The following is a 3,515-nucleotide window of genomic DNA, read 5'->3' on the forward strand; positions in this document are numbered from 1 at the left end:
AAGTAGGTAGGTGTTAAAAGTTGTCAGGCACCCCCCTTATCAAGGGGGGCAGGGGGGATCCCCCCGCCTATCGGCACCCCCCTTATCAAGGGGGGCAGGGGGGATCGGCACCCCCCTTATCAAGGGGGGCAGGGGGGATCGGCACCCCCCTTATTAAGGGGGGCAGGGGGGATCGAACCCAAAATCTATCTTCAATTTAATTATAACCAGCTACTTATATCTAACTTATTAGAAACGACTAGATAAATTTTTCTGAACAGCACAAATACTCGGAGATTTTTTGATGTCTTTAACTTATCGCTGTCAACTACAGAATCGCTGGATTACACTGACGCAAGAACTGGCGAACAGTGGCGAAGCGAAAGTATGGCACACTAACTTTAATGGGTACTTAGCGAAAATCTACCACAATCCCCATAATGAAAGGGTTGATAAATTACAGTTAATGGTGAGAAATCGGCCTGGGGATCCTAATGCTCATCTTAACCATATTTCCTTCGCTTGGCCCTATTCTATCTTGGAAGATAACCAGGGAAAAGTCGCTGGTTTTTTAATGCCAGAAGTGGTGGGTTCAGAAACATTATTAAAGCTTTGTACGCCCAAGTTAAGAAGACAAGACAAGTTAGAAGCTAATTGGTATTTTCTTCATGTAGTAGCGCGGAACATAGCCGCTATTATCCAAGCAATTCACGCTAAAGGTTATGTTTTGGGAGACATCAAGCTAGAAAATATCTTAGTGAATAATCGGGCGTTGCCTACAATTATTGATACAGATTCATTTCAAGTATCAGATCCGGATAGTAGTAAAATATATCGGTGTTTAGTTGGTTCAGAAGGATTTACACCGGCGGAATTAATTGGAGTAAATATAGCAGATGTAGATCAAACAGAAGTGCATGATCGCTTTCGATTAGGAGTTGTTATTTATTATCTATTATTTAGCGGGCCGCCGTTTCGGGGATTGTGGCAAGGAGCAGGAGATTCCCTGGAACAGTCGGAACTAATTCGACGGGGACTCTGGCCTTTTTCTGGTGATAAATTGGTTGTACCTAGTAATACAACAATCCCATTAAATATTTTACATCCCGACTTACACGCCTTATTTTTGCGCTGTTTTAATGAGGGACATAAATTCCCCCACAGACGACCGACGGCTGAGGAATGGCGTGGTACTTTGGAAGCTGCACTAAAAGAGGTTATACGCTGTGGCAAAGTTGATAATCATTACTACAACCGCAGTTACGGAAAGTGTTATTGGTGTGAGCGATCTAGTGATTTAAATTTTGATATTTTTCCGGGTAAAAGTATCGCTAATGTGACATCTACACCGTCACCTAAAGTAGCGCCAACTCCACTGACAAACTTTACCGAAAACCTACCCAATGGAATAACACTGGAAATGGTAGGCTTACCAGCAGGTCAATTTCTCATGGGCTCTCCTGATAGTGATCCCGATGCTGCAAGTTGGGAAAAGCCTCAACACCAAGTTCAAGTAAACAGTTTTGCGATTGGGAAATATCCAGTTACTCAGGCGCAATATGAAGCAGTAATGGGAACCAATCCCTCTTGGTTTAAAAATAATCCGCAAAATCCGGTAGAAGATGTTAGCTATAGCTGGGACGACGCTCAAGCCTTTTGTCAGAAATTGAGTCAAATAACCGGGAAAACCTATCGCCTACCGACGGAAGCGGAATGGGAATATGCTTGTCGTGCGGGGACCACTACTCGCTATTATTTCGGTGATGATGCTAATCAGTTAGGAGATTACGCTTGGTATAAAGGAAATTCTCAGGAGACAACTCATCCTGTGGGCCAGAAAAAGCCCAATGCTTGGGGACTCTATGACATGAGTGGCAATGTTTGGGAGTGGTGCGAAGATTATTGGCATGATAGCTATAAAAATGCGCCAAGTGATGGCAGTGCCTGGCTAACAAAAAATGACGATAATTATCATATTTCTCATATAATTCGTGGCGGCTGTTGGGGCCTCGATCCCGGGTATTGCCGTTCCGCGTCTCGCGCCCGCAGCGGCGGCGGTTTTCTGGCCGTCAGCCTCGGTTTTCGGGTGGTGTGCGTCCCCACTGTGACATCTACACAGTTACCTATCGCTACTGTGACATCTACACCGTTACCTAAAGTAGCGCCTCCAGCGCCCTCTTCGCCACCACCTCCCCCAGCAAAGCTAACTCCATTTACCGAAAAAATATCCAAGGGAATAACACTGGAGATGGTAGGCTTACCAGCAGGTAAATTTCTCATGGGCTCTCCTGACAGTGATCCCGATGCTAAAAGTTATGAAAAGCCTCAACACCAAGTTAAAATAAACAGTTTTGCTATTGGGAAATATCCAGTGACTCAGGCACAATATGAAGCAGTAATGGGAACAAATCCCTCTAAGTTTCCAAATAATCCCCAAAATCCGGTAGAAAAGGTTAGTTGGGATGATGCTCAAGCCTTTTGTCAGAAATTGAGTCAAATAACCGGGAAAACCTATCGCCTACCGACAGAAGCGGAATGGGAATATGCCTGTCGTGCGGGGACTACTACTCGCTTTTATTTCGGTGATGATGCTAATCAGTTAGGAGATTACGCTTGGTATGACGGAAATTCTCAGGATAAAACTCATCCTGTGGGCCAGAAAAGGCCCAATGCTTGGGGACTCTATGACATGAGTGGCAATGTTTGGGAATGGTGCGAAGACAATTCGCACAATAACTATATCGGAGCGCCAAAGGATGGCAGTGCTTGGCTGACAAATGATAATGATTATCACATACTGCGGGGCGGTTCTTGGTACGACTTTCCAAATTACTGCCGTTCCGCGATTCGCAACGGCAACAACCGCCGCGGCTTCAACAACTTCGAGCTCGGTTTTCGGGTGGTGTGCGTGCCCAATGTGACATCTACACAGTTACCTATCGCTACTGTGACATCTACACCGTTACCTAAAGTAGCGCCTCCAGCGCCCTCTTCGCCACCACCTCCCCCAGCAAAGCTAACTCCATTTACCGAAAACCTACCCAATGGACTAACACTGGAAATGGTAGGCTTACCAGCAGGTCAATTTCTCATGGGCTCTCCTGACAGTGATCGCGATGCTGAAAGTTGGGAAAAGCCTCAACACCAAGTTAAAATAAACAGTTTTGCTATTGGCAAATATCCTGTCACTCAGGCACAATATCAAGCGGTAATGGGAACAAATCCCTCTCAGTTTAAAAACAATCCCCAAAATCCGGTAGAAAAGGTTAGCTGGGACGACGCTCAAGCTTTTTGTCAGAAATTGAGTCAAATAACCGGGAAAACCTATCGCCTACCGACAGAAGCGGAATGGGAATATGCCTGTCGTGCGGGGACCACTACTCGCTATTATTTCGGTGATGATGCTAATCAGTTAGGAGATTACGCTTGGTATAGCGGAAATTCTCAAAATACAACTCATCCTGTTGGTCAGAAAAAGCCCAATGCTTGGGGACTGTATGACATGAGTGGCAATGTTTGGGAGTGGTGCGAGGACA

1 protein-coding gene is annotated in these 3,515 nt (G+C 45.4%); it reads left to right on the forward strand.

All coding sequences use genetic code 11. The annotated features are described in order from the left end of the window. Positions 1 to 283 precede the first annotated feature (283 nt). On the forward strand, positions 284 to 3,515 hold a 3,232-nt coding region (locus PX482_RS01935; protein ID WP_288122006.1), incomplete at its 3' end, for an SUMF1/EgtB/PvdO family nonheme iron enzyme.

The sequence above is a fragment of the Microcystis sp. M53602_WE12 genome (assembly GCF_030065455.1).
GTDB lineage: Bacteria > Cyanobacteriota > Cyanobacteriia > Cyanobacteriales > Microcystaceae > Microcystis > Microcystis aeruginosa.